This is a genomic window from Lampropedia aestuarii (assembly GCF_004803635.1).
GTDB classification, from domain to species: domain Bacteria; phylum Pseudomonadota; class Gammaproteobacteria; order Burkholderiales; family Burkholderiaceae_C; genus Lampropedia; species Lampropedia aestuarii.
In genome coordinates this window covers 1-24,761 of record NZ_SSWX01000021.1, presented here as the reverse complement: position 1 = coordinate 24,761, position 24,761 = coordinate 1, and the positions used below count along the sequence as shown (strand labels likewise).

General features: G+C 57.5%; 19 protein-coding genes. 9 read left to right on the top strand and 10 right to left on the bottom strand.

Annotated features, from left to right (window positions below):
• Window positions 1-272: 272 nt before the first annotated feature.
• Window positions 273-3,002, bottom strand: coding sequence for a LuxR C-terminal-related transcriptional regulator (locus tag E8K88_RS14305; RefSeq protein ID WP_136407359.1), 2,730 nt, complete (start codon window positions 3,000-3,002; stop codon window positions 273-275).
• 395 nt (window positions 3,003-3,397) lie between these two features.
• A complete protein-coding gene (trxA, locus tag E8K88_RS14300) occupies window positions 3,398-4,309 on the bottom strand; it encodes a thioredoxin (RefSeq protein WP_136407358.1) in 912 nt (303 codons plus the stop codon).
• Window positions 4,310-4,711: 402 nt separating this feature from the next.
• Here trxA and purE point away from each other — a divergent pair, with 402 nt between their 5' ends.
• From purE to E8K88_RS14280, 4 genes are all read left to right on the top strand, one after another.
• Window positions 4,712-5,206: a 5-(carboxyamino)imidazole ribonucleotide mutase gene (gene purE / locus E8K88_RS14295; protein ID WP_136407357.1), complete on the top strand. Its 495-nt coding sequence runs from the start codon at window positions 4,712-4,714 to the stop codon at window positions 5,204-5,206.
• Between the two features lie 58 nt (window positions 5,207-5,264).
• Window positions 5,265-6,476: a 5-(carboxyamino)imidazole ribonucleotide synthase gene (locus E8K88_RS14290; RefSeq protein WP_136407356.1), complete on the top strand. Its 1,212-nt coding sequence runs from the start codon at window positions 5,265-5,267 to the stop codon at window positions 6,474-6,476.
• A 92-nt stretch (window positions 6,477-6,568) separates the two neighbouring features.
• Complete coding sequence (locus E8K88_RS14285; RefSeq protein ID WP_136407355.1) at window positions 6,569-7,576, top strand: L-threonylcarbamoyladenylate synthase; 1,008 nt, start codon at window positions 6,569-6,571, stop codon at window positions 7,574-7,576.
• A 124-nt stretch (window positions 7,577-7,700) separates the two neighbouring features.
• Window positions 7,701-8,663: an SGNH/GDSL hydrolase family protein gene (locus E8K88_RS14280; RefSeq protein ID WP_136407354.1), complete on the top strand. Its 963-nt coding sequence runs from the start codon at window positions 7,701-7,703 to the stop codon at window positions 8,661-8,663.
• Window positions 8,664-8,746: 83 nt separating this feature from the next.
• On the opposite strand, the gene E8K88_RS14275 is transcribed toward E8K88_RS14280, so the two are convergent.
• Together E8K88_RS14275 and E8K88_RS14270 are read right to left on the bottom strand one after the other, a co-directional pair.
• Complete coding sequence (locus E8K88_RS14275; protein ID WP_136407353.1) at window positions 8,747-10,780, bottom strand: ABC transporter permease subunit; 2,034 nt, start codon at window positions 10,778-10,780, stop codon at window positions 8,747-8,749.
• A gap of 136 nt (window positions 10,781-10,916) precedes the next feature.
• On the bottom strand, window positions 10,917-11,954 hold the full coding sequence (locus E8K88_RS14270; RefSeq protein ID WP_136407352.1) for an amino acid ABC transporter substrate-binding protein: 1,038 nt from the start codon (window positions 11,952-11,954) through the stop codon (window positions 10,917-10,919).
• 174 nt (window positions 11,955-12,128) lie between these two features.
• On the opposite strand from E8K88_RS14270, the gene E8K88_RS14265 reads away from it, so the two are divergent.
• From E8K88_RS14265 to E8K88_RS14255, 3 genes are all read left to right on the top strand, one after another.
• Window positions 12,129-13,340 carry an aminotransferase class V-fold PLP-dependent enzyme gene (locus E8K88_RS14265; RefSeq protein ID WP_136407351.1) on the top strand — a complete coding sequence of 404 codons (1,212 nt, stop codon included), beginning with the start codon at window positions 12,129-12,131 and terminating at the stop codon, window positions 13,338-13,340.
• 14 nt (window positions 13,341-13,354) lie between these two features.
• Window positions 13,355-14,239, top strand: a complete 885-nt coding sequence (locus E8K88_RS14260) for an aspartate dehydrogenase (RefSeq protein ID WP_136407350.1) — start codon at window positions 13,355-13,357, stop codon at window positions 14,237-14,239.
• Between the two features lie 71 nt (window positions 14,240-14,310).
• Window positions 14,311-15,588, top strand: a complete 1,278-nt coding sequence (locus E8K88_RS14255) for an O-acetylhomoserine aminocarboxypropyltransferase/cysteine synthase family protein (RefSeq protein ID WP_136407349.1) — start codon at window positions 14,311-14,313, stop codon at window positions 15,586-15,588.
• Between the two features lie 102 nt (window positions 15,589-15,690).
• Here E8K88_RS14255 and E8K88_RS14250 read toward each other — a convergent pair whose 3' ends face one another.
• The 4 genes from E8K88_RS14250 to E8K88_RS14235 form a co-directional block, all read right to left on the bottom strand.
• Window positions 15,691-16,524 carry a UDP-2,3-diacylglucosamine diphosphatase gene (locus tag E8K88_RS14250; protein WP_136407348.1) on the bottom strand — a complete coding sequence of 278 codons (834 nt, stop codon included), beginning with the start codon at window positions 16,522-16,524 and terminating at the stop codon, window positions 15,691-15,693.
• Window positions 16,525-16,546: 22 nt separating this feature from the next.
• The gene (locus E8K88_RS14245) at window positions 16,547-17,056 is read right to left on the bottom strand and encodes a peptidylprolyl isomerase (RefSeq protein ID WP_136407347.1); all 510 of its coding nucleotides are present in this window, start codon (window positions 17,054-17,056) and stop codon (window positions 16,547-16,549) included.
• Between the two features lie 95 nt (window positions 17,057-17,151).
• The gene (locus E8K88_RS14240) at window positions 17,152-17,757 is read right to left on the bottom strand and encodes a peptidylprolyl isomerase (protein WP_136407346.1); all 606 of its coding nucleotides are present in this window, start codon (window positions 17,755-17,757) and stop codon (window positions 17,152-17,154) included.
• Between the two features lie 237 nt (window positions 17,758-17,994).
• Window positions 17,995-18,585: a tetratricopeptide repeat protein gene (locus E8K88_RS14235; RefSeq protein WP_136407345.1), complete on the bottom strand. Its 591-nt coding sequence runs from the start codon at window positions 18,583-18,585 to the stop codon at window positions 17,995-17,997.
• A 220-nt stretch (window positions 18,586-18,805) separates the two neighbouring features.
• On the opposite strand from E8K88_RS14235, the gene E8K88_RS14230 reads away from it, so the two are divergent.
• Window positions 18,806-19,135, top strand: a complete 330-nt coding sequence (locus E8K88_RS14230; protein WP_136407344.1) for an MliC family protein — start codon at window positions 18,806-18,808, stop codon at window positions 19,133-19,135.
• Window positions 19,136-19,520: 385 nt separating this feature from the next.
• On the top strand, window positions 19,521-21,890 hold the full coding sequence (locus E8K88_RS18060; RefSeq protein WP_168797340.1) for a hypothetical protein: 2,370 nt from the start codon (window positions 19,521-19,523) through the stop codon (window positions 21,888-21,890).
• Window positions 21,891-21,932: 42 nt separating this feature from the next.
• Here the strand turns inward: E8K88_RS18060 and E8K88_RS14220 are convergent, their stop codons facing one another.
• Both E8K88_RS14220 and E8K88_RS14215 read right to left on the bottom strand, forming a co-directional pair.
• Window positions 21,933-22,694 (bottom strand): ABC transporter ATP-binding protein, encoded by a 762-nt coding sequence (locus tag E8K88_RS14220; RefSeq protein WP_136407343.1) that lies wholly within the window; start codon window positions 22,692-22,694, stop codon window positions 21,933-21,935.
• Window positions 22,691-24,163: an NAD(P)/FAD-dependent oxidoreductase gene (locus E8K88_RS14215; RefSeq protein ID WP_136407342.1), complete on the bottom strand. Its 1,473-nt coding sequence runs from the start codon at window positions 24,161-24,163 to the stop codon at window positions 22,691-22,693. The genes E8K88_RS14220 and E8K88_RS14215 overlap by 4 nt, the downstream gene beginning before the upstream one ends.
• Window positions 24,164-24,761: the final 598 nt, after the last annotated feature.

The following is a 24,761-nucleotide window of genomic DNA, read 5'->3' as shown; positions in this document are numbered from 1 at the left end:
AGGGGAAACTCTGCAAAACTCCTTGTTGTGGTTGGAGCGTGGTCTCAGAACGTGTTTACGATCTTTTTACAGACCGCGTTGGAGCCCAAAAGGATACGATGCGCGGCAAAAAACGCAGTCGGGCTATCTGCCTGGCGAGGATTTTTAACAAAGCAGCGTGCCTTTTGGACTCCAACCCAGAGGGCAAGGCACCAAAAAGCGCATTACGGCGTTGCCCGTTTTGCACGTTTTTTTGTGTCTTGCGCGACTGCAAAAAGGCCGTAAACACGTTCTCAGATGGACTCGGTGACCAACTGCAGGCGTCGTGCTGCGACAACGGCTTCGCTGCGGCTGAATACTGACAATTTTTTGTAAATATTGCGCAAATGCCATTTCACCGTTTCAGCCGATACGCCCAAGGCGTTTGCAATGCGTTTATTGGGCAAATCATTGGCGAGTAAGCGAAGAATTTGCAGCTCTCGCTCACTCAAAGATTCGGCTTTAGCGCCGGGCTTTTGTGCCGGCTGTGCAACGGCGCTTTGGCGCTGCCTTGCATGCTGGAGCAAGCCATCCACATAAAAACCAAGCAATGGGTTGGTATCCAGGCTCCGTGCCTGAACTTGTTGCACCAGCTGCCTCAGATCTTGGCCCATATCCAAGACGGTGTTGACGCATCCGCAGGTGTGCGCTTGGAGTAGAACCTGCAGTACGATTTGCTCAGCAATGGTCTCAAGGCCTGCTCTTTGGTGTGCAATGGCCACCAAAGCGGCCGTGCGCAAACGGAGCCGGCCTGTCACCAGTGGATTGGACTCCAGTCCAAGCAGCAAGGCGGGATCGCTCTGCTCATTGAGGCTATGCACCCGCCAAAGCGCATGGGCTAGCGCCGCATATTGCGCAATGGGTTGGGCACCATGGTGGCGCGTTTGCAAGGCTTGTTGCGCCAACTGGTCCAAAGTGGCCAAATACACTGGGCTTTGGCTGGGGGAGGCCTGGCGAAGCTGCAGCTCAAGCTGCTCGTGCACCAGCACTGCAACCAGGTAGAGCATGTTTCGGCTGCGTGCCACGTCCATGAAACCATCCAGCACCGCGTGTGATTCGGCAAAGTGCCCCTCTAACGCCAGTAAGCGGCTGCGTGCGAGCGTGCTACTGAGCTGCGCATCTGGGCAAGCCACTTTCGCAATCGCGTTGCCATAGCGCTCCAGTAAGTTTCTCAAATCAGCGATATGGTTGATTTCATACAAGACTTCGCACAACCATCCTGCGGCATTGCAGGCGGCCTCGCAATGGCTGCCAGGCCCTGCCTCGGCCTGGGCGAGTACGGCACGCAGTACGTCCTCTGCATGGCGGTAATTGCCTTCATGCAAGTAGCTCATGCCCTCCAGCGCTTGGCTCATCAGGCTGCCAAAGGGCGAGTCGAGCAACAACACACCGTCACTGCGGTAGTAGCCTGCGCCTTTCAAGTAGTGTCGAGCCTGCTCGTGCAGGCCCTGGCGTGAGAAAAACCAAGCCAATAAATTGCCACGACCGCCTTGCAGCACTGCCTGATGGGGCTGCTGTAGTTCCAGCATTTGGGGCAGTAGCGCATGGGCCAAATCGAGGTCATCCGATTGCAAGGCGAGTGAAAATTTCAGCAGGCAGACATGGGCTTGCAAAGCGCCATCGGCCGAACCAGCGAAGGCGTCGTCGATCCCGGTTGCAAGTAGCCAGTCCAGTTGGGCGATGCTGGCATTACAGGCATCAAACTGTCGATAACACAGCTGGCTCCATGCCAGCCAAAGCAGCAAACCGTTTCTGTGTTGCAAGTGCGCAGCAGGGATGGCTGCGACTGCCTGAACCAGGGCCTGCAAATGGCCGTTGAAGAACAGCGCTTGTGCTGAGGCTTCTATACAAGCGATGGCTGTATCTATTTCTCCTGCAGCCGCATAGTGCTGCACCGTGTCGCGCAGCATGCCGTGCTGCTCAAACCACTGGCCCAAGCGCATGTGGGTGTTGCACTGAAGTTCATCTGGCATCTGCGCAAACCGGGCCAGTAGCAATTCGCGAAACAGTGGATGAAAGCGCCACCAAGCACAGGCGCCACTATCGCCACTTTCCACAGGCGAGATGAAGAGGCGCTGTGCCTGCAGCTGCATCAGTAGATTTTTACCGGTCTCAACACCCAGCATACTCACCGCCAGCGACGCGTTGAATTGCCTGGTTGGGGACAGTCTGACCAAGCCACGCAAACTCTCAGGACTGAGGCAGTACAAGACTTCCTGGTTGAAATAGGCGGTGATTTCTGGTTTGATGAACGTTTGGTGGCCATCGAGCGCATGGCCGTGTTTTTTTGCATGTGCAGCAAGCAGCTGTAATCCGGTAATCCAGCCATCGCTCATGTGCACCAGGCGAGGCCATGCGATGGTTTGCAAGCCTGGCCAAAGGTGCACCAACTGTTGCACCTCAGTGGCGCTAAACCGCAGTTGCTGCTCGTCCTGCTCATAGGTTTGTTGGGCTGCACGCAGGCGCTCAAATAACAGGGCAGGCGTGCTGCGCGATACGATCAGGACATGCAGGTTGGCGGGGGCGTAATCGAGCAGGGTTTGCAGCAGCAGCTTGGCTTGGTGGGCGTTGGCATTGTGAAAGTCATCAAACACCAGTACGACTTGTCTGCTGTAGCGTTGAATGCTGTGAATCAACGAGATCGCAATGGCGCTCACATCCAGGAAGCGGCCTTGGCGTAGATCGTGTCCGTGTGGCTTTTGGCTGATTACGGGGCTGATGGATTCCAATGCGTTGAACAGTTTCTCGACCAGCGCATGCATTTCATCCTCTGCATGCACGCTGATCCAGGCTGTATCAAAACCGTGAGCAAACAATTGTCTGCGCCACTGCAACGCAAGTGTGGTTTTGCCACTGCCAGCAGGGCCAAGCAGCAAATGCAGCGTTTTATCGCGCTGGGCAAGCCAGCGCTCCAGAATCTGAACACGCTCAAGCAGCCCCTGTTTGAGCCGGGGGCCGTGGTGCGGGTCTTTTGAAGAAGCCATCACAAGTCACAAGTTGGTCAGATGGAACTCCTGAAGCACATTGGATTGGAGGCATGCATGGATTGCATGAAAGCCCAGATGCCTCACGCTAGAGTTGGCCAAACTGCATGATTGATCTGATTGCATTATTTTTCAAGCGATACCTTGTGCGCGGGCACTGCCCGCGCGCAAGCGACTGTGCCGAGATGGTAAACACGTTCTTAAACAACAAGTCAGCATGCAAAGGCATGCCGCGGTGCGCACAAACGCACGCCACCGCCTGGCCAAGCACTGTGCGCCTGAGGCGGCATTCAAATAGGGCATTCAAATGATGTGCAGCCTGTTTGGCCGAGTGTCATGCGCGCGTAAAAAAGCCTGATCGCAATCAGGCTTGGGCAAAGCATGGCCGGGTCGGCTTAGCTCAGGATGACTGACGACAAGCGGCGGCGGTAGGTTGCCACTGTCGGGTCTTCGGGTGGGATTTGGCCTTCGGCCACCGGCGGTTTGGCAGGCTCAATGATGTCCAAAATCGCTACATAGGCTTTGCGGGCGCGGTCCTCATTCCAACTGCGATCGCGCATCAGAATCTCCAGCAGCTCATCCATTGCATCGGTCCAGTGGTTGTAGGCCAGCAGCAACTGGGCGCGTGCATAACGGGCCTCAAAATCGCGCTTGTTCTGGGCAATACTGGCATCGAGCGCTTTGAGTTTGGCGTTGGCGTCACCCGCCAGGCTTGCGGCGTCTAGCGCATCCATCCAGATTTTGAGCGCGTTGAGCCGCTGTGAGGTGCCCGCCAGTGCGATCACGGGCGCAAAAGCGACTTTGGCCTCGTCTTCCAAGCCCATCTCAAGCAGCAATTTGATGAAATCAAAGCGTGCTTGTTCGTCTTCAGGCTTGTCGGCTACAGCTTGCTGCAGTTTGTCCAGGCGTGTTTGCAAGTCGTTGTCGTCTGCCGCTTCAGCCTGCGCTTCTTCGGCGGCAGGTGCTTCTTCTTCAGGGCCAGCTGGTGGCAGGTGTTTGTCCAGGAATTCGCGCACTTGGCCTTCAGGCAAAGCGCCCATGAAACCGTCGACTGGCTGGCCCTGGAACATCAGCACGCAGGTCGGGATGCTGCGCACGCCAAACATACCGGCAATTTGCTGCTCTTGGTCGGAGTCGATTTTGGCCAGCTTGAAGCGGCCTTTGTAGTCTGTCTCGAGTTTTTCCAGAATCGGGCCCAGCGTGCGGCAAGGGCCGCACCAAGGGGCCCAGAAATCCACGAGTACCGGGGTGTGCATCGAGGCTTCAATGACCTCGCTCTCAAAATTCTCAATGGTGACGTCGATCATGGGGCGCGGGCTCCTAATTGGGCTGTGGACATCGCTGGCATGTGCGCACAAAGGCACATGGCACAGGACGCGTTGGGGTCAACGAATAGACAAATAGCTGGAATGTGTTGTGGCAAGGGCGTTCTGGAGGGCCTGGTGTGTCGGCTGTCGGCTTCTTGCTCTGGCATCACCAGCGGCTAAATCTATATAAGGCTGCTGGCGTGAGTTTAAAGTCTGTTGGAAGGACTTGTGGGCAAAAGGCGATTGCGTGCAGGCAGGCGCAGCATTTGCACAGTTTTTACGCAGGGCCTGCAGGGTCAAACAAGCGTTGATTTGCGCAAAGACAGTGATTGCTGTGCAAAAAAAGGGTTTTTCTTAGCACTTGGCCGTAAAATACCGCGTTTTACTCGATTGGCCGAAGTCATGTCACACATTCAGGTAGGGGTTGTGATGGGTTCCAGCAGTGACTGGGATACCATGCAGCATGCCGTTTCGATTTTGCAAGAATTCTCGATCCCGCACGAAGCGCGCGTGGTGTCTGCGCACCGCATGCCAGATGACATGTTTGCTTACGCCGAAGCGGCTGAGCAGCGCGGCTTGCAAGCCATTATTGCAGGCGCTGGCGGCGCGGCCCATTTGCCGGGCATGATTGCGGCCAAGACCATTGTGCCGGTGCTGGGCGTGCCCGTGGCCAGCCGCCATTTGCAAGGCGTTGATTCCTTACACAGCATTGTGCAAATGCCCAAAGGCGTGCCGGTCGCCACGTTTGCCATTGGCACTGCAGGTGCGGCCAATGCGGCCTTGTTTGCCGTGGCGATGCTGGCGCGCCAGAACTCGCAGCTGGCTGAGCAATTGTCAGCTTGGCGAGCCAAACAAACCCAAGTGGCGCGCGAGATGGCGCTGCCACCAGTGGTTTAAAGAACATAGCGTTAAAGCGCGACGTGACGTTGCATGTGATTGCGAGAAGAGGTGTGCTATGAGTGATGCGTTGTTAGGGCAGGCGCAGGACGGAAAAACAATACTGCCAGGCGCAAGCCTGGGCGTGATGGGAGGCGGCCAATTGGGGCGGATGTTTGTGCATGCGGCGCAAGCGATGGGCTACCACACGGTGGTGCTCGACCCAGACGCCCAAGGGCCAGCCGGCCAGGCCAGTGACGCGCAAATTGTGGCTGCGTATGACGATGCCCAGGGCTTGGCAGACCTGACCCAGCGCGTGGCTGCGATCACCACCGAGTTTGAGAACGTGCCCGCACAAGCGTTTGAGGCACTGAGCCAAAACACCCGCGTTGCGCCGCCCGCAGCGGCGATTGCGATTGCGCAAGACCGCGTCGCAGAAAAGCAGCATTTCCAGCGCCATGGTGTGCCGGTCGCGCCTTTTGCCGTGGTGGATTCGGCTGACAGCCTGCAGCAGGTCGCAGCGGACTTGTTTCCCGGTATTTTGAAGACCAGCCGTCTGGGGTATGACGGCAAAGGCCAGGTACAAGTGGCCAATCTGCAAGAGTTGCAGCAGGCCTGGGAGTCGCTCAAGCAAGTGCCATGCGTGTTGGAAAAGCGCATGGAGCTGGACTTTGAGGTCTCGGTGGTGTTGGCACGCGGTCTGGATGGCTCTGTGGTGAACCTGCCAGTGCAGCGCAATATCCACCACAACGGCATTTTGGCCACCACCTTGGTCTTGCCTGGTGCGATTGATGCCGATGTGCAAGAGCAAGCCGTGCATGTTGCCAAAAGCATTGCCGCGGCCACCCACTACGTGGGTGTGTTGTGCGTCGAATTTTTTGTGCTCAAAAATGGCCAGGTGATTGCCAATGAAATGGCGCCACGTCCGCACAACAGCGGCCACTACAGCATCGATGCCTGCGATGTGTCGCAGTTTGAGCTGCAAGTGCGCACTCTGGCTGGTCTGCCTTTGTTGCAGCCACGCCTGCACAGCCCGGCGATCATGCTGAATATTCTGGGTGATTTGTGGTTCAAAGACGGCCAGGCCACGGCTGTAGCGCCTGATTGGGCTGCCGCCTTGGCCCATCCGGGCGTGCACCTGCATTTGTATGGCAAGCACGAGGCGCGCAAGGGTCGCAAAATGGGCCATATCACCATCACTGGGCCCAATGCAGAGGCCGCCCTTGGCAATGCGCTGAAAGTGGCGGGTTTGCTTGGCTTGCCACAAGACTTCTCTCACATCCTCGCCTGATGCGCTGAGGTCTGCAGCCCGCCTATGGCGGGCTTTTACGTAGGCGCTCACCGCGCGTCTGCCAAGCGACTTGTTTACCGGTTGATTTGCCCATGATTGCTTCCCCCACACCCGACGCCATTGCAGCAGCTGTTGCTGCCTTGCAGCAAACGCAGTTGATCGGCCTGCCGACTGAGACAGTGTATGGCCTGGCCGCTGATGCCTTGCAAGCCGAGGCCGTGGCCAAGATTTTCGAGCGCAAAGGCCGCCCTGCAGACCATCCGCTGATTGTGCATGTGGCAGACGAGGCAGGCGCAGCCCATTTTGCCGCTGACATGCCGGCCTTTGCAGCGGCTTTGATGGAGGCGTTTTGGCCAGGTCCGCTGACGCTGATCGTGCCGCGCCGCCCTGGTGTGGCTGACACTGCAGCTGCCGGACAAGACACGATTGGCCTGCGCTGTCCGTCGCATCCAGTAGCTCAGCAGATTTTACGTGCTTGCCACGACGCAAATCCACCGGTATGGGGTGTGGCCGCGCCCAGTGCGAATCGTTTTGGGCGTGTCAGCCCGACGACTGCTGCGCATGTGGCGCAAGAATTTGGCGATGATTTGCTGGTGATTGACGGCGGCCCTTGTGATGTCGGCATTGAATCAACTATTGTTGACTGTAGCCGAGGCCAGCCGGTGCTATTAAGGCCCGGCCACATTGGCGCTGCGAAAATCGCCCAAGTTACCGGTATGCAGGTGCTTGACCCGCACACTGCTGTGGCATTGCTCGACCAGCAAGAGCCCAAGGCTCCAGGCACTTTGACGGCCCACTATGCCCCTAGTGCGACTGTGCGTTTAATGGCCGCTTCTGATATTGCTGCGGCTCTAGGCGTGCTGGGTGAGCAGGCCAAACACATCGCCGTTTATGCACGCTCGCCTATGGAAAATGCCTCAGGGGATGTGCTGCTGCGTAGAATGCCACAGTCCCCAGAGGCGGTCGCCCATGAGCTTTTTAGTGTGCTGCGTGAGTGTGATGCGCAGGGAGTCAAACTCATATGGATTGAAGCAGTACCAAGTGACGCTGCTTGGGACGGTGTTCGAGACCGCTTGCAGCGGGCGGCAGCCAGCGCATAAACCTCGCTTGGAGCGTGTTTGCGTCAACACTGCAAAGGCGTTCTTAACAATCGGATGCTGAGTAAATCTTTCAGCACAGGCATGAAGGCGGCTAAACTAGCGCCAAATAAACCGGAGTACACACATGGCATTTCAATGGAGTCGCTGCGCCAGCTATTTGGCAGCAGCCGTCACAGCAGTCAGCTTGGCTGCATGCGGTTCTAGTTCTGTCGAGTCACAGCTGAGCCCTTCTCGCGTCATCGCTTTTGGCGATGGACAAAGTGATATTGGCCAGTCGGGCTCGCGCTTTACGATCAATGGTCTGACCGATGTTCGTGCCAACTGGACCGAAGAAGTGGCCTCTGCCTATGGCAGAACGATCACTCCGCAAATCAGTGGCGGCACTTCTTACGCATGGGGCAATACGCGCATTGTGGCCAAGCCGGATGCAGCAGGCGATGCCTCCACACCGACATTGAGTGACCAGATTGACAGCTTCTTGTCTGCAGATGCATTCGGTGGCAATGACTTGGTCTTGGTCAGCAGTGGCACCAGCGACATCATCGTCTTGGCCCAGCAAGCCTTGAATGGTGAAATCACCCAGGCAGAGGCGATTGCACAAATGCGCCCAATCAGCGCTGAGCTGACCGGCCAGGTCAAACGCTTGCGCGACAGCGGTGCCAAGTACATTGTGGTGATCGGCGCTTACAACATGGGCAAATCGGTCTGGGCACGCTCGGTAGAGCAAGTGGCGTTCTTGGAGCAAATGTCGATTGCCTTTAACGAGGGCTTCAAGATTTCGATGGAAGAAATCACCTACCAGCCCAACGTTTTGTATGTTGACTTTGAGCAATACATCAACGTCGTTGAATACCAGCCTGAGTACTACGCGCTGGACAACTTCTCATCACCGGTTTGCAACTCCATTGCAGCCGGCCCAGGCATTGGGATTGGTAATGGCAAAGTCGACTCCGCACTGTGCACGACCAGCACTTTGGTCTCTACCAATTACGACCGCTACGGTTTCGCCGATGAAGTGTATCTGACCCCCGCATTGCATCGCCAGTTTGGTAACTGGGCTGCCAGCACTATCCGTGATCGTTGGTAAGAGTTGCTTGCCTGAATGACACAAAAAAGCCACTGACAAACAGTGGCTTTTTTGTGGCTTGCTGATGGCCTCCGAATGGGGGCTTAATGCCGATTCGAGCGTTTGGCCATGATCGACAGCGGCACGCACAGCAGTAAATAAAAGACCGCAGCAAACAAATAGACTTCGGCAAAGTAGGGCCGCCATTCGGTGGCGGCAATCACGGCTTTGGCCGCAGCCAAGGTGTCAAACACGCCAATGATGGCCACCAGCGAGGTGTCTTTGATCGCACCAACAAACACGCCCAGCGCCGCCGGTGTGGCCAAGCGTCTGGCTTGTGGCAAGACGATGGTGGTGATAATGGTGAGCTGGCTCATACCGAGTGCTTTAGCGGCCAGTGTTTGCCCGGTGGGCACGGCCTGCAGCGCGCCGCGCAGTACTTCGGCCAGCATGCAACTGGTGTGCAAAACCAATGCAATCAACGCCAGCAAGAGTTTGGAGGCGCTCCAGTCGCCTTGAAAAAACAGCGGGATCCAAAACGAGCACACCAGCAGCAAGACCACCAGCGGAATGCTGCGAATCGCATCAATGCAGGCTGCTACCGGCCAGGCAAGCCAACTGGGTGCTTGCATGCGCAACAGCGCCAAAACAATCGCCAAAGGAATCGACAGCACAATGGCCAGTAAGGCCAACGTCAAGGTCGATAAAACGCCGCCCCAGGAGACAGTGGGCAGCGCAGGCCATGGCCCAAAACCCTGCAAAATGGCCACGATCAGACTGCCAAGCACGACAACGGCCAGCGCTCGATAACGCGGGCGCAGTGGCAAATAGAACAAGGCCAGTACGACCAAGACCAGCAAACCGCAGCACACTGCGGCCTGGCTGCGCTGGGCGCTGGCAATCGTGCCAAACATCAGCAATTGGATGTTGGCACTGATGACGGTCCAGCAGGCTCCGGCTGCTGCGCGGCATGATTGGGCGCCACCAGTCCAGACGGCATCCAGCAAGCCCCATTGCATGCTACGCCAGGCCAGCCAGGCCAGCGCGGCGGCCAGCACGACCGTCAGCGCACTGCGCCAAGCACCAGTAAATAGCGCGGCATAGCTCCACTTTGGTGTTGGCAGCATGTGGCCCAAGCGCATGCCACCAGATGAGAGCAGGCTGGCGCGCGTGATGCGGCGGTTGTAGGCCGATAAGGCCGCTGCCACCAGCATGCCGATGCAGAGGTAAAACGCCATCGCCAGCGTCATGCCTTCAACCGCTTTGCCCGTTTGTGTGATCGCGGTGTTGATGATGGCCATCAGGTCTTGAAAGCCAATGGCGATCGCCAGCGTGCTGTTTTTGAGCAGCATCAGGCATTGGTTGGCGTAGGGCGGAATGCCTACGCGTGCGGCGTAGGGATAGATTACGGTCTGGGCCAGGCTGGGCCAGCGCATGCCCAGTGCCAGGCCGGCTTGAACCTGGCCGGCAGGTATAGCCAGAATCGAGCCGCGCACCACGTCCGAGATGTAGCTGGCATGAAAGATCGACAAGCCCACCAACAAGGTTGTCAGCTCGGGGCTGAGCGTCCAGCCGCCGCGCACGCCCAGGCCCACCAGTTGGGGCACACTCCATTGCAGTGGGGCTTGGTATTGGCCAAGGGCGCCCACGATCAGGGCCAAGGCCGCAGATAGCCAGAGCGGCCAATGCCAGCGCCGCTTGAACCACGGGGCCAGTACCAGTAACAACAAGCCCAATACGATGGGGCTCCAGCGCAGCCCACTGAGTGCCGGCAGGCTCAGTCCCCGGTTGGACAGGCTGATGCCCGGCAGCGGCTGCCAAGCCTCTCGAATTGGCGGTAAAGCCAGCAGCAGCGCATACCAGAGGAACAGTTGCAACAACACTGGGGTGTTGCGGATCGGCTCAATCAGCAGGCTCAAACTGCGGTCGAGCAATGGGTGGCGGGTCAGGCGCAGCACGCCCAATAAGGAGCCCAGCAGCGTGGCGAGCGGAATGGCGATGGCGGCTACAGCCAAGGTGTTCACCGCGCCAGCCAGTATCAGCTGTGCATAGCTGTCGTCAGGACTGACACGCAGCAGGCTCTCTGAGAGCTGGAAGCCGGCGCGTTGGCTTAGCCAGCCTAGATCCAAGGCATTCATGGGTCTTCGCTTTGCAATGGGAACGCCAGCGCGTTCGGATAAAAAAGGCTGCCAACAGGCTGGGAGAAACGACAAAGAGCCTCTTGGGGCTTAAACCAAGAGGCCTTGAAATAGCTGTATCAGCGCGGTTAATGGCTTATTGGAATGGTGGCGCGTACAGCAAGCCGCCTTGGTTCCATTGGTTGTTCAAGCCGCGATCGAGCTTGATGGGTGTGTTCTGGCCTACATTGCGCTCCCAGACTTCACCGTAGTTGCCCACGTTTTTAATCACGTTGTAGAGCCATTTTTCGTCCAGACCAAAGCCTTTGCCAATGCCGGCATCCAGGCCCAGCAGGCGGCGCACTTGCGGGTCTTTGGAGTCGGCAAAGCTGTCCACGTTGCCGCTGCTAATGCCCAACTCTTCGGCGGCCACCAGGCCATTGACGGTCCATTTGACAATCGCAATCCAGTTGCTGTCGTTGTCACGCACCCAAGGGCCGAGTGGCGATTTGTTGATGTTCTCGGGCAGGATGATGAAGTCGTCTGGATTGTCTGCGCGGGCTGAGCGGCTGGCCGCCAGCGTGGATTTGTCAGACAGATATACGTCGCAGCGACCGGCGTAGAAGGCTTTTTCCAGCTCGACCAGGTTTTCGATCACCACCGGCTTGTACTCCAGCTTGTGGGAGCTGAACCAGTCCACCAGATTTTGTTCATTATTGGTGCCCGGCTGCACACACACTTGCGCGCCATTGAGGTCTTTGGCGCTGGTGATGCCGAGCTTCTTAGGCACCATAAAGCCCTGACCGTCATAGAACACGATGGCGGGCGCGGTGATTTTGATGCCCGAGTCGCGCCCTGAGGTGATGGTGGTGTTGCGGCTGAGCACATCGATCTCGCCATTTTGCAGTGCCGGGAAGCGCTGCTGCGAGCTCAACGGCACATAGCGCACCTTGTCGGGCGAGCCCAGTGTGGCAGTCGCCAGCGCTTTGCAGACATCGACATCCAGACCTTTCCATTGGCCATTGTTGTCGGCCAGTGACAAGCCTGCCGAGCCCTGGCTGACGCCGCACACGAGTTCGCCGCGTTTTTTAATGGCTGCTACCGTGGCGCCAGAGTCTTGGGCGTGGGCTGCACCGGTCATAAGCGCGCTAGCGGCCAAGACCGCAGCGAAGAGGGAGGTCAAGCTCAGTTTCATACAACAACATCCAAACAGGATTAAGAGGGGGGGATTAAAACGATTCAAAATGTCAATTTTGTTTCATTCGAGCGTATTCTAGCGCTGCGCTTATAAATAATATTTATAAGTAAATGTCTCTTTAGATCCGACCAAAAATCGATAATGCGAAGTGTTGAAAAGGTAGATCCATCCATGTCTTTCATTGACAGCCCCGACGCGCCTGCTTGGCAGCAGGCTTTCCGTGCCCATTTTCCTGTTTTGCAAGAGCGGGTGTATGCGTGCCAGGCATATTGCAGCCCGATCGCGCCTAGAGTTAGCCAGGCGATTCAGCAGTTTTTCAATAACCTCAGCATGGCCAGAGCCGACAAGCCAGAGTGGCTGGCGGCTGCCGAAGGCGTACGCGTGCAGGTGGCCAAGCTGATCAAAGGCCAGGCGCGACAAATTGCTTTTACCAAAAACACCACCGAGGGCTTGAACATCGTTGCCCAAGGCTTCCCTTGGCAGCCTGGTGACAATATGGTGCTCGATGACCAGGAACACCCGGTCAATGTGGTGCCGTGGCTGAATCTGCGCCAGCGCCAGGTTGAGGTGCGCGTGGCACCCACGCAAGAGCGCCGTGTCACCGTCGACTCGATCTGGTCACAGGTCGATGAGCGCACCCGAATCATTGCGGTGTCTTACGTGCAATACAGCACCGGTGTGCGCGCCGATATCGAAACGCTGGCCAGGAAGTGCAAGGAAAAAGGCATTTTTCTGGTGGTCGATGGCATTCAGGCTGTGGGCTTGCTGCCCATTGATGTGCAAGGCTGGGGCATTGCTGCGTTGTCCTGCGGCGCTTATAAAGCCTTGCAAGGCCCCCTGGGCCTGGGCTTTCTCTATGTCGACAAGGCCTTGCTGGCCTTGTTGCAGCCGGCTTTTATGGGGCCGTCTTACGCCAATAGCGTTGACCGCAAGCAACCGGGTTGGGCCTTGCGCCACAAACCAGGCGATGCGCGGGTACTGGAGGGTGGCAATATCAACTACCCAGCGGTAGCCGGTCTGGCCCAGGCTTTGCTGATGATTGACGAGGCGCGGGTCGAGCGCATGGCACCCTGGACCTTGGCCATGGCCGCCCGGCTGGATGCGGGGTTGCGGGCTGAAGGCGTAGAGGTATTGTCCTCGCCCCATGCGGCTGAGCAAAGCACGATTGTCTGCATTCGTCACCCACAGGCGTTCGCTTTGCGCAAACACATGTATGCCAATGGCGTCGTGTGCAATTTGCTCGATACCGGCTCGATCCGTTTTTCTTTGGGCGCCTACAACACGCCGCAAGAGGTCGAGCATATTCTGGCCTTGACCGCGCAGTTCATGCGCGATGCCAGTTTGCGTGCGCAGCTGACGCTGCCTACCGGCATTCACCGCTAAACCAGGGTTTGTCCATGTCACAGACTGTGTTTGAGCCAGCCGAAGTTGCCACGCCGCAGCGTGCGGTGCGCATTGCTGTGCTGGGCTATGGCGCGATTGGGCAGCAGCTGATTGAAGCCATTGCGCATGAGGTGGCGCCGCAGGCGGCCATTTGTGTGGTGCGCAGGCAAGCCCTGCCTTTGCCACCAGTGGCGCAAACGCCTTTGGCGGTTTGCACCGATGTGCAGGCCTTGCTGGCTTGGCAGCCTGATCTGGTGGTCGAATGCGCAGGCCATGCCGCCGTGTCGCAGTATGTGGTACCGCTGCTGGCGCAAGGTGTGGATGCGATTGTTGCTTCGGTGGGCGCATTGGCCGATGCGCCCTTGCATGGCTTGTTGCTGCAGCATGCGCATGTGTCTGGCGCTTTGCTGCGCACGGTCAGCGGCGCGATTGGAGGCTTGGATGCCTTGGCCGCAGCGGCTCCTGCCGGACTCGACTGGGTGCGCTACACTGGCCGCAAACCACCATTGGCCTGGCAGGGCACGCCTGCGGCACAAGGGCGCGACTTGACGCAGCTGCGCCAGGCTGAAACGATTTATACGGGCTCAGCCCGAGCCGCGGCGCTGGCCTATCCCAAAAATGCCAATGTGGCTGCGGCCGTGGCCTTGGCGGGTATTGGCTTTGAGCGCACCGAGGTGCAGCTGGTTGCTGACCCCGAGGTGCAGACCAATGTGCATGAGCTGGAGGCGCAGGGCGCTTTTGGACGCCTGCACTTGCGCATCGCCAATGAGGCTTTGCCTAGCAATCCCAAAAGCTCGTGGCTGGCCGCATTGAGTCTGACGCAGGAGCTGCGGCGCTTGCTTGAACTCAAACGCCACCGTTCACCAGCGTTACAACAGCCGCCGCATTGTTGTGGCTGACAGCCATTGCACTGTGCAACTGGCCCCTTTTTTATTTATTGCCAATACAACCCTTTGAAAGTGAGACAGCCATGCGTATCGAAACTCTTGCAGTCCATGCTGGTTATAGCCCAGACCCAACCACCAAAGCCGTGGCCGTACCTCTGTACCAAACGGTCGCTTATGCGTTTGACAGCGCCCAACATGGCGCGGATTTGTTTGACCTGAAAGTCCAGGGCAATATTTATTCGCGCATCATGAATCCGACCAACGATGTGCTGGAAAAGCGCATCGCTGCGCTGGAAGGCGGCATTGCCGCACTGGCTGTGGCCTCTGGGATGACGGCCATCACCTATGCGATCCAAACCATTGCCGAGGCTGGTGACAACATCGTCTCGGCCGGCACGCTGTATGGCGGCACTTACAACCTGTTTGCCCACACCCTGCCGCAATCAGGCATTGAAACGCGCTTTGCCGATGCACGTGACCCCGAGAGCTTTGTGCGCCACATTGACGACCGCACCAAGGCGATCTTCATTGAATCGATTGGCAACCCGCTGGGCAATGTGACCGATATCCGTGCCTTGGCGGATATTGCCCATGCGCATGGCATCCCGCTGATCGTTGACAACACGGTGCCATCGCCTTATCTGTTGCGCCCCATTGAGCATGGTGCGGACATCGTCGTGCATTCACTGACCAAATACCTCGGCGGCCATGGCAACAGCATTGGCGGCGCGATTGTGGATAGCGGCAACTTCCCGTGGGCCGAGCACCGTGAGCGTTTTGCACGCCTGAATGAGCCTGATGTCAGCTACCACGGCGTGGTTTACACCGAAGCCTTGGGCCCTGCTGCATTTATCGGCCGCGCCCGCGTGGTGCCGCTGCGCAATACCGGTGGTGCGCTGTCGCCATTCAATGCATTCATGATTTTGCAAGGCATTGAGACCTTACCACTGCGCATGGACCGTATCTGCAGCAATGCCGAGCGCATTGCTGAAGCATTGCAGGCCCACCCGAAAGTCGAGTGGGTGCGCTACGCGGCTTTGCCAGGCCATCCTGACTATGACTTGGTGCAAAGCCAGTTGGGCGGCAAAGCCTCGGGCATTTTGTCATTCAGCCTCAAGGGCGATAACGCACGCGAAGCCGGTGCGCGTTTCTTGGATGCGCTGCAGTTGTTCACGCGTTTGGTCAATATTGGCGATGCCAAGTCTTTGGCTACGCATCCAGCGTCGACGACGCACCGCCAATTGGATGCCGCAGAGCTGGCCAGCGCCGGCGTGACCGAAGGCATGGTGCGCTTGTCGGTTGGTATTGAGCACATTGACGATTTGCTGGCCGATTTGCAGCAGGCTTTGGACAAGGTTTAATGCAAGCTTGAGCCTGCTCGCATGAGCGGGCAGACCTTCAAAGCATAAAAAAGCGCCTGTCTGTGAAGACAGGCGCTTTGCTTTGTGCTGTAGAGCCGGGTATCAGGCCACCACTGGGGTGGTGCTGATATCCACCCGCTGCCAGCCTTGCTCGGGCTGCTGCGTGTTGTAGCGCAGCACTTCTGCGCGCGGCTTGGCGCAGTCCAAATCCCAGTCTGACATGACAATGCGTTGCAAACCGTCGCCCAGATCGTGCACGGCCGGCTGGTGCGTGTGGCCGTGAATCAAGGTGTTGGTATTGAGCGCTGTCAGCCAGCTGCGTGTTGCATCGGCATTCAGATCGACGTAACTGTCGAGGCTCTGGCCTTGCTTCTGGTTCTCGCTTTCGCTGCGAATACTGGCGGCAAAGGCGCGGCGCGCAGCCAAAGGCTGCACCATGAACTGCTGCTGCCAGGCTGGGTTGCGGCTGATCGCGCGGAACTGCTGGTAAGGCAGGTCGTCGGTGCACAGCGCATCGCCGTGCGAGAGCAACCAGTGCGGCGCTGCGGTGCCAGCGGTCTGCGTGCCAATGCGCACAATGCAAGGGTCTTGCAGCAATTGCACACCGGTGAATTCAGCAAACGCAGGCCCAATGACAAAGTCACGGTTGCCATGCATGAAATACAGCTTTTTGCCTGACTGGCTGGTGCGCTGCAATGCGCTGGCGACTTCTGCCTCAAAGCTGCCTGATTCGAGCAGGGCGTCATCGCCGACCCACACTTCAAACAAATCGCCCAGAATCAGAATGTGCTGTGCCGGTGTGCTTGCCAAATAATGGCGAAAGCCAGCCCAAGTGGCTGGCTGGCTGCGCTGCAGGTGCATGTCGGCCACACAATCGACAATCGTCGTGGCCTTGGGCTCTGCAGCGGGGTCTATCGTCAACTGTCCTGCATTCATGGCGCAGCACAATCCTTGTGCATTAGGCTGCAGCTGGGATTTCGACGGCTTTGATGATGACCACGTCTTCTTTTGGCACGTCGTCATGGTAGCCACGGCGGCCGGTAGCCACGCCTTTGATCTTGTCGACCACGGCTGTGCCATCAACCACTTTGCCAAATACGGCGTAACCCCAGCCGTCCTGGCCTGGGTAGTTCAGGAAGTCGTTGTTGCCCACGTTGATGAAAAACTGCGAAGAGGCCGAGTGTGGCGCGCTGGTGCGGGCCATGGCGACCGTATATTTGTCGTTTTTCAAGCCGTTTTTGGCTTCGTTTTGAATTTCGGCATTGGTGGATTTTTGCTGCATGCCTGGCTCAAAACCACCGCCTTGGATCATGAAGTTGCCAATTACACGGTGGAAAATCGTATTGTCATAGTGGCCGCTGCGCACGTAGTTCAGAAAGTTTTCTGTAGAAATAGGCGCTTTTGCTGCGTCCAGCTCGATGGTGAGGTTGCCTAGGCTGGTTTGCAGTTCGACTTGTGGGTTGCTCATGGTCTTCCTTTGTGTGAAGTGGTCATGGACCGTGGTGGTGTACCGCGGTCCAGAGGGATAAAAATGGCTTCAGCCTGCCTGTTGGCAGACCAGTGTTACTGAATTTTGGTGGCTGAAATAATGGTGATCGCCTCAACAGGGACCTTCTCCATCATGCCTTTGTTGGCAACTTGCGTGGCTTTGATTTTGTCGACCACATCCATTCCTTCAACCACTTTGCCAAATACGGCGTAACCTGGGTTGCCTGGGGTGCCTGGTTGGTAATCCAGCGGTGTGTTGTTGTTCACATTGATGAAGAACTGGCTGGTTGCAGAGTTTGGCACAATTGTGCGGGCCATCGCGATGGTTCCGCGCTCATTTTTGAGGCCATTGTCCGACTCCAGCAAAATGGGCGCACGCACGGGTTTTTGCACCATGTCCTCGGTGAACCCTCCGCCTTGAATCATAAAGCCGTCGATGACGCGGTGGAAAATCGTGCCGTCATAGTGTTTGTCGTTCACATACTGCAAGAAGTTCTCCACTGTTTTGGGCGCTTTTTGCGGTGCCAACTCAACCACGATATCGCCTTGCGAGGTCTCCAGTTTCACCCGTGGCTGTGTTTCCGCTGCCGTTTGTGCTAATGCAGGCAGCAAGACGAGTGCGCTCAAGGCCCCAGCAAACAGGGCGCGAATGGTGTTGCGTTTAGATGGAATGGTTGGCATATATAAGTACGGAATACGGTGATGAGAAGAAATGTCAGTCAATGCACGCTAGCCTGTTGTGCAGACAAGTGAAGCGAGCATCCAATTGCAGCGGGCGCTCAATAGCACCGATGGCCTGATGCGTCCAAGCTGGGCTGAGCCAGTCGTGCCGTCAGAGCGCGTCTGCGCACTGCCGCATCATAAACGCGGATATCGCGAAACTGGTTTTTTCAGAAAAATGGGGTCTGAACTAAGGACTTAATTGACGATTGTGGCTTCGCCCGCAGGACTGGCCTGGGCAGACGAGGCAGCACGCAAGGCTTGGATTTGTGCCGCTTGCTGCGCGTTAGGGGCAATTTGCTGGGCCTGCTCCAAATGGCCAATCGTTTGGGCCAGCAGGACCTGGGCGAGATTGGCATGGGCTTTGGCGAACTGCGGATTGCTGATCAACGCTTTTTCTAGCAATTGCTGCGCTTCTGCCAAACGGCCTTGCGCGGCACGCAATTGCGCCAAATTATTCCAAGGCTCTGGCAACTCAGGAAAATTTTGGGTCAGAGCGGTCAGGCTGGCGTCTGCTGCTTCAGTCTGACCCAGCGCTTGCTCTGCGTTTGCTTTGAGAAATTGCAACTGTGGATCGCGGGGTGTTTTTTCCAGAGCTTGCTCGGCCTGCACCAGGGCCTGTTGGGCTTGGCCGCTTTGCAGCAAGGCTTGAATTTGTGTATGCGAATTGGTTTGCGCGCTTGCGTTGCCCAGAGCGGCCAAAGCAATGCACAGGGCAGTAGAGGCTGCGCCGATGTAGTGGGACAGTGGGCTGTGGCCAAAGCTGAAAAGTGAGCGCAATGTATACATATATCTCAGAGGCGAGGTTTAGCAGAGTTTCTCTAGTATAGATGCAGATGCTTGGTAGACCGCTCAAGCCGGGCAGGCGCTGCGAGCCGGGGGCTGACGATGCCGCAGGCCGCCACTGACTGGGAAGCAGAGGTAGCAGGCGCTTACAAAGCACCGATCGGACTTGGACAGACAGCGTGATCTGGCTATACTGAAATCATTACTTTTTTATATTTGAAACATGAGACTCCTACTTTTGATCACCTGCTGCGCGGCCTTGGCAGCATGTACCAGTACCCTGACCAAGCATGACGACCAGGCTAAGGCAGCCCAGTCTGGTGTGAACGTGGTGGATTACCAATGCCAAAACGGTGAGTCAGTGCGTGTGTCGTACTTTATTGACCAGGAAAAGGCATTGCTTGAGCGCAATGGCGATGCAATTGAGTTGCAGCAGCGTCCCAGCGGCTCGGGCATGATCTACAGCAACGGCCCCAATACCATCCGTGGCAAAGGCAAGGAGCTGTCACTGGAAATTGGCCGGATGCTTCCAATCGAGTGCGTGCAGAAATAACGCATTTCCATACTTGAATATTCAGTGCGTGGCGTGTTGAAGAGTTTGTTTACGATCTTTTCACGGTCGCACACGGCATAAAAGAGGCGCTTGCACGGCCTCTTTTTTGCATTGCGCGACTGAGCGCAAGTTTTGAACTGGCTCCTAGAGCAGGCTGTCGGCTGTAGCGGGCACATGCGGCCCAGTCACAATCTGCCTGGTCACGAGGCCATCCATATTTGTTGAGCAATGGCTCCCCATTCGATGCTGATTAAGTAGCTTTTAGTAAGGTGCGTTTGTTTTTCTTTCCCATTTGCATGCAGCAGTGGGAAAAGCGACAATTCATTTGCAAATAAATGTAAACTAACAGGCGTTACTAGTATCTAAGTCGTTTGGGAGATTGCCAATGAGCGATCAGGTATCCGTGCCCCCGACGTTTCGGCTGGGGTACTTTGCCCTTCCTTCCGAGGATTTGGAGCAATTGCGGCAGTGGGTTGAAACAGCGCAATCGAGATTGCCTGTGCGCGTTGAATTAGTGCGCAAGGGCCCGTTTTCCGCCATCACCACTGATGTGGACAGTTTATTGGTGCCGCAGCGTGTGGCCCAATTGAAAAAAATTGGCTGCCCTGTGCTCTTGATCGCACAGCTAGATGCCAATAGTGAAGTGCATGCGTCGGTGCGGCAGGCTATGCCGCAGGCGATTGTGTTGCCGCGGCCCTTAAGTCCTGAGGTGTTGGCTGTGTGCATCAAAGCACTGGCTCCCATTTCACGTGTCGCGCCAGAAGTTCAGTTGGCCTGTTTGGGCGCGCTGCCGCCTTTGATCCGGGCTGTGTCCCGTACCAGACTGGCTGACACGGATGCAGATGGCATGCCTGTGTTTCAGGACGCGGGGATTGGGCGCGATGAAGAGGCGGCTTTCCTGCAAAAACTGGTGGCGTCTTATGACGACCAACAAGTGCGCACCAGCTTGATGGCGGCGCTACCAGACGGGTTTGGTTTGCAAACCGATATGGGAGTGCTGCCCAGCTTAGATGATGCTGCACGCAGCAAAGCCCCTCCCGCAGCCCCCTTGCTCTCGGCAGAGGTGCTGCAGGAGCTGAGCGGTATTTTTGAACAAAATGCGGCAGAGCAAGAGCAAGAAGGGTTTAAGGCCAACTCCTTGTTTGAGTTTGAAATTCAAAGCTTGGCAAACACTGAGCAAATCGCCGGTGGTCTCGCGCTGCAAGAACAAACAGATGCCATGGTTGCAAAGCCAGAGGCCATCGCCAAAGCAGCTGCTTCGGCAGCCGCTGAAGCAGCTGCAGCCGAAGCAGCAGCAGCCGAAGCAGCAGCAGCCGAAGCAGCAGCAGCCGAAGCAGCAGCAGCCGAAGCAGCAGCAGCCGAAGCAGCAGCAGCCGAAGCAGCAGCAGCCGAAGCAGCAGCAGCCGAAGCAGCAGCAGCCGAAGCAGCAGCAGCCGAAGCAGCAGCAGCCGAAGCAGCAGCAGCCGAAGCAGCAGCAGCCGAAGCAGCAGCAGCCGAAGCAGCAGCAGCCGAAGCAGCAGCAGCCGAAGCAGCAGCAGCCGAAGCAGCAGCAGCCGAAGCAGCAGCAGCCGAAGCAGCAGCAGCCGAAGCAGCAGCAGCCGAAGCAGCAGCAGCCGAAGCAGCAGCAGCCGAAGCAGCAGCAGCCGAAGCAGCAGCAGCCGAAGCAGCAGCAGCCGAAGCAGCAGCAGCCGAAGCAGCAGCAGCCGAAGCAGCAGCAGCCGAAGCAGCAGCAGCCGAAGCAGCAGCAGCCGAAGCAGCAGCAGCCGAAGCAGCAGCAGCCGAAGCAGCAGCAGCCGAAGCAGCAGCAGCCGAAGCAGCAGCAGCCGAAGCAGCAGCAGCCGAAGCAGCAGCAGCCGAAGCAGCAGCAGCCGAAGCAGCAGCAGCCGAAGCAGCAGCAGCCGAAGCAGCAGCAGCCGAAGCAGCAGCAGCCGAAGCAGCAGCAGCCGAAGCAGCAGCAGCCGAAGCAGCAGCAGCCGAAGCAGCAGCAGCCGAAGCAGCAGCAGCCGAAGCAGCAGCAGCCGAAGCAGCAGCAGCCGAAGCAGCAGCAGCCGAAGCAGCAGCAGCCGAAGCAGCAGCAGCCGAAGCAGCCGCCGCCGAAGCAGCCGCCGCCGAAGCAGCCGCCGCCGAAGCAGCCGCCGCCGAAGCAGCCGCCGCCGAAGCAGCAGCCGCCAAAGCAGCAGCAGCCGAAGCAGCAGCCGCCGAAGCAGCAGCAGCCGAAGCAGCAGCCGCCGAAGCAGCAGCAGCCAAAGCGGCAGCAGCCGATGCAGCCATGCTGCAACAAGCGGCACAGTCCGTTGCGTTTGGCGATGGTGCACAGCAAGAGGCGCAGCTCGAAGTACGCAAAGCGCGCGCGCCCGTGCTGGAGGAGGCTGTAGAGTCTGGCCCTGCGGTTGTGGCTGCTGTAGAAGTCTCGCGGCCTACGCAGGAAACCAAAGCCTCGCTGCGTTATCAGCGTCTGGTGCGTGCAGTGGCTGACTGGAACAATGCTGGCGTCAAAGTGGACTCGATGGCCCGCTACAAGCTCAAAAGCTGGCCATCGCCAGAATGGTTGCAAGAAGATGCATTGCGTATGCGCGTGGCTTCTTTGCTAGCACAAAAGTCCCTGATGCTCAACGAGGTAGCCAGTGCGACCGGAGCATCCTGGGTGCAGTGTCAGGCCTGCTTGAGCAGCTTGCTTGCAGCCGGCTTGCTGCAGCGCCAATCGAAGACTGCTGCGCTGCATTCTGCGATAAAGTCAGGCAACGATGGCCATTGAGTCAAGGAGCTACTAACGCAGCTGCATGCATTGCCTGTAGCTTCAACCAAGATGCCAGTGGCCACGGCCGATTTGGCCGTGTTGGTGTGGCTCTAGCGCGGTTGCTACCAGCGTCACCTGGTGTCGTGCGATGCGGTTGCGCACAACCAGTGCGTAATACAACGCTCGGATAGAGCGCTGGTCCAGAGCGGCGCTGGGCTCGTCAAGTAAGACGAGCGGGTGGGGCGCTAGCAAAGCCGCCATCAGAAACACTTTGCGACGTGTGCCTGTGGACAGCATAGACATTGCTTTGTGCTGGTGCGGGTTAAGACCAAAGCCTGCGAGCAAGTCTGCCTGCATCCGTGCGTGGCTAGCTACAGATAAATAGCCGGCACTTTCTGCAGTGGGCACGAGTAGCTGGTCATGCACCTGCGCGATGGTCATCGGGTCCCAGATGGGCTGCTCTGGCTCGGCAAAGAACACATCCTTCGGTGATAGCGGGCGTGGCAGGGCAGGTGGGCTGTGCCAGTCAATCGCAGGCCTGCCAACGCTTGACTGTGTTGGCTGCGCTCGTGAGCAATGGGCTGTGTTGGAATTGTGATTTGCTGCAGGCAGATCGGCCAAAAGGCGTAATAAGCGGGTTTTTCCCGCGCCTGAGGCCCCATGTACCCAATGCACGCCGGCTGGCATCTGCCAGCGTCCGATATCCAATAAGGGCGCGCCGTCATTGCCTAGCAGCTGCAAACCGGAGATCTCCAGTCTATTTGGACACTCTTCGGCAGGCGTGTGCCTGGGGCTTTCTGCAATTGTGCTGCTTTGCTTCATCGCGGCAAGTCTGGTGTGTTGGGCACTGCTGCTCCAGAATCTGTTGTGCGAGCAGCCTCAGCGACAGGCCCGTGGTTTGAGGGCGCACTGTTGACAGCAACTGGCGGATCTTGGAGGGCTGTCACCGGTTCTACAGGCTGATTCGCAGCGGTAGAGGCCACCACGCGTGCGTAGCGGCGATAAGTCCAGTAAGCGCTGGCCCAATCCATCAGCACCACCAAACGGTTACGAAAGCCAATCAAGAAATACACGTGGGCAAACAGCCAGAATTGCCAAGCCAGCAGGCCTGAGAAGCGCAAGTGCTTGCCGCCAGGCAATGGCAAATCCACTACGGCTGCGCTGCGCCCAATCGTAGCCAGGTTGCCGTAGTTTTTGTAACGAAAGACCTGCATCGCCTGGCCTTGAATCTGGCGCTGGATATTGGCCGCTGCCAGTTTTCCCATTTGCTTTGCTGCCGGTGACACACCTGGCACGGGGCTGGGTTCTGCGCCAGGATCATGGCTTTTGGCAGCGGCCAAATCACCGATCGCAAAAATGGACTGCGAGGCATCCACTGTCAGCTCCGGTGTCACGACAATGCGGCCAGTGCGGTCCGTGTCTGCGCCTGTGGCTTGGGCCAATAGTTTGGCTAGTGGCGAGGCCGCTACGCCAGCGGCCCAAATGATGCAGCTGCTGGGCATTGCATGTTCCTTGGCTGCATCGGCTGTCGGTCCCGGTGTGTTGTAGCGCAGTCCTTGGGCATCAATGTGGGTGACGCGTGCATTGAGCAGCACCATGACCCCCAGTTTTTCAAGCTGTTCTTTGGCCCGCTGGCTTAAGCGCTCAGGCATTGTTTGCAAGACCCGATTGCCGCCTTCAATCAGGTAGATACGCGCATCAGCAGGGTTGATGCGGCGAAATTCGCCTTTGAGTGTATGCCGGGCAATTTCGGCAATCGTGCCAGCCATCTCCACGCCTGTGGGGCCTGCGCCAATAATCGCAAAGTTCAGCATTGCCTGGCGTTTGCTGGCATCTTGCTCCAGCTCGGCTTTTTCAAACGCCTCGACCACTTTGCGGCGAATATCAAACGCCTCACGCAGCGTCTTCAGACCAATCGCATGGGCGGCCCAATGGTCATTGCCAAAATAGCTGTGCGTAGCGCCAGCGGCCACAATCAGCCAGTCATACGACAGGCGCTCGCCATTGCCCAGCACGACTTGTTTATTGGCCGCATCGAATTGCACAACCTCCGCCAGCAAAGTTGTCACCTGTGGGAAGTCGTGCATGATGGTGCGCACCGGCGCCGCAATGGAGGGCGCGGCCAAACCGGCCGTGGCCACCTGGTAGAGCAGGGGCTGGAACAAGTGGTGGTTGGCCTTGTCGATCAAGGTAATTTCCACATGCGGAATTTTGCACAGCACGCGGGTGGCCTCCAGGCCACCAAAGCCTGCACCAACCACAATGACGCGATGGAGAGGAGGTTTCGACATATAAGGCTTCGGACTCTTTAGAGGTTGGCAAAGACGTTCTTGACATCCAAACTGACCAACTGTGGCAGGCCATCTTAGAAAAGCATGTTTCAGCCATGGCCACTATTGTCCTTAAATGTATGCCGAAACAGGAGGGAATGCCTATTTTTGTGCGATGTCATCAACAGGAGCCCCTGTTTGAAGCAATCTTGTGGCGCTTTGTTGCGTCAATCAAGTGCAGGCCAAAGTCCCCAGCCCCAGACGCAGTTATCACCCGGCAGCCGCTTTGGGGCGGCCCAATGTGCAGGATTGACTCAAGCCTCACATCTACTGGGTAGGCTGAACTGCCACCTTGGCTGCCGCATGCTCGGCCAAGAAATGGCACCACCAAAGCCGCTAGCGCGTTGAAGGCGAAATGCTTGGCAATCGCTTGGTGGATTGCCCTCCTCTTCAAGCTTGCGATGGCGCCCAGCCTGGGCGAATAGGTCGAACTTGGAGGCGCTGCGTGGTGTGATCATGGTTGTAATCAAAGCCATCTTTGCTTTGGTTGTGTTTTGAGAGGCTTACTAAGCTTTATGTTTCTTAACAATTGTATTGACCCACTAAAAAGCTGCACAGG

Coding starts and splice junctions, on each gene's coding strand:
- E8K88_RS14305 (WP_136407359.1), bottom strand. CDS start 3,002: ATGGCTTCTTCAAAAGACCCGCACCACGGCCCCCGGCTCAAACAGGGG.
- trxA (WP_136407358.1), bottom strand. CDS start 4,309: ATGATCGACGTCACCATTGAGAATTTTGAGAGCGAGGTCATTGAAGCC.
- purE (WP_136407357.1), top strand. CDS start 4,712: ATGTCACACATTCAGGTAGGGGTTGTGATGGGTTCCAGCAGTGACTGG.
- E8K88_RS14290 (WP_136407356.1), top strand. CDS start 5,265: ATGAGTGATGCGTTGTTAGGGCAGGCGCAGGACGGAAAAACAATACTG.
- E8K88_RS14285 (WP_136407355.1), top strand. CDS start 6,569: ATGATTGCTTCCCCCACACCCGACGCCATTGCAGCAGCTGTTGCTGCC.
- E8K88_RS14280 (WP_136407354.1), top strand. CDS start 7,701: ATGGCATTTCAATGGAGTCGCTGCGCCAGCTATTTGGCAGCAGCCGTC.
- E8K88_RS14275 (WP_136407353.1), bottom strand. CDS start 10,780: ATGAATGCCTTGGATCTAGGCTGGCTAAGCCAACGCGCCGGCTTCCAG.
- E8K88_RS14270 (WP_136407352.1), bottom strand. CDS start 11,954: ATGAAACTGAGCTTGACCTCCCTCTTCGCTGCGGTCTTGGCCGCTAGC.
- E8K88_RS14265 (WP_136407351.1), top strand. CDS start 12,129: ATGTCTTTCATTGACAGCCCCGACGCGCCTGCTTGGCAGCAGGCTTTC.
- E8K88_RS14260 (WP_136407350.1), top strand. CDS start 13,355: ATGTCACAGACTGTGTTTGAGCCAGCCGAAGTTGCCACGCCGCAGCGT.
- E8K88_RS14255 (WP_136407349.1), top strand. CDS start 14,311: ATGCGTATCGAAACTCTTGCAGTCCATGCTGGTTATAGCCCAGACCCA.
- E8K88_RS14250 (WP_136407348.1), bottom strand. CDS start 16,524: ATGAATGCAGGACAGTTGACGATAGACCCCGCTGCAGAGCCCAAGGCC.
- E8K88_RS14245 (WP_136407347.1), bottom strand. CDS start 17,056: ATGAGCAACCCACAAGTCGAACTGCAAACCAGCCTAGGCAACCTCACC.
- E8K88_RS14240 (WP_136407346.1), bottom strand. CDS start 17,757: ATGCCAACCATTCCATCTAAACGCAACACCATTCGCGCCCTGTTTGCT.
- E8K88_RS14235 (WP_136407345.1), bottom strand. CDS start 18,585: ATGTATACATTGCGCTCACTTTTCAGCTTTGGCCACAGCCCACTGTCC.
- E8K88_RS14230 (WP_136407344.1), top strand. CDS start 18,806: ATGAGACTCCTACTTTTGATCACCTGCTGCGCGGCCTTGGCAGCATGT.
- E8K88_RS18060 (WP_168797340.1), top strand. CDS start 19,521: ATGAGCGATCAGGTATCCGTGCCCCCGACGTTTCGGCTGGGGTACTTT.
- E8K88_RS14220 (WP_136407343.1), bottom strand. CDS start 22,694: ATGAAGCAAAGCAGCACAATTGCAGAAAGCCCCAGGCACACGCCTGCC.
- E8K88_RS14215 (WP_136407342.1), bottom strand. CDS start 24,163: ATGTCGAAACCTCCTCTCCATCGCGTCATTGTGGTTGGTGCAGGCTTT.